Consider the following 1,033-nt stretch of genomic DNA (forward strand, 5'->3'; position numbering starts at 1 on the left):
AGCCGAACAGCAGGCGGCGGCCATCTTCCGCCAGCGTCGTCTGCGGCGCATAGAACTCGAAGCCGGCGTCCAGCTCGCGAAATTCGCCGTGGCTGAAGGCCGGCTGCAGGTAATCCAGCTTGCCGAGCAGATAGCCGGCCTGATAACGGTTGAGATAGCGTTCCGGCTGCGGCGCCAGCCCCTGCGGGCAGCAGATCAACACGTCGGCGTCGTCCAGCGAGAACAGGTCTGGGCACTCCCACATGTAGCCGAATTCACCCAGGTCGTGCAGGCCGGAACCGGCGATCTCGCCCAGCGGTTGCCAGCCGCGCAGATCGCTGGAACGAAGCAGCAGCACCTTGCCGCGATCCTGCAAGTCCCGAGCGCCGAGCACCATGTACCACGCATTCTGATGACGCCACACTTTGGGATCGCGTACGTGCCCGCTGTAGCCGTCCGGCAGCGGCAGCACCGGCCCGAGCTTGCGGTATTCGCCCCGATCGCTTTCCTGAGCCAGGCATTGATAGGCAGTGCGTGAGCCGTCGGGGAATTTCACATTGCCGGTGTAGATCAGCGTGATTTTATCTTCTGCCACCACCGCCGAGCCGGAATAACAGCCGTGGCTGTCGTAACAGGCACCTGGTGCCAGGGCGAGCGGCTGATGCGCCCAACGCAGCAAGTCGGTCGACTGCCAGTGTCCCCAGCACTTGTTGCGATGATCGCAGCCCAGCGGATTCCACTGATAGAACAGGTGATAAACGCCGTTGTGCTGGATGAAGCCGTTGGGATCGTTCAGCAGGCCAACGCTGGGCGCCAGATGCCAGGCCGGGCGGTGCGGATCGCGCAGCGCGCGTGGCTGGCCGTTCATGACCGCCTGCATCGCCTGTTTGATTAAGCTGAGTTCTTCCATCATTGCGCGTCCGTTTTATATTTCAACAGGAGGGAGAGTATGAAGGCGGTGCCAAACGCGATCGCCAGGCCGATGATATAGCTGACCAGCGAACTGGCCTGCACAATCGCCATGCCAGGGATCGCCGTCAGCCCGACCGCGTTC

The 1,033-nt window shown here is 62.5% G+C and carries 1 protein-coding gene; it reads right to left on the reverse strand.

All coding sequences use genetic code 11. The features are described from left to right. Positions 1-892 (reverse strand): sucrose-6-phosphate hydrolase (locus tag ACQKJZ_RS19440; protein ID WP_427733360.1); only part of this gene is annotated, 892 nt, incomplete at its 3' end. Positions 893-1,033 lie beyond the last annotated feature (141 nt).

It is taken from the genome of Sphingomonas sp. NPDC019816 (assembly GCF_050274375.1).
Lineage (GTDB): Bacteria > Pseudomonadota > Alphaproteobacteria > Sphingomonadales > Sphingomonadaceae > Sphingomonas.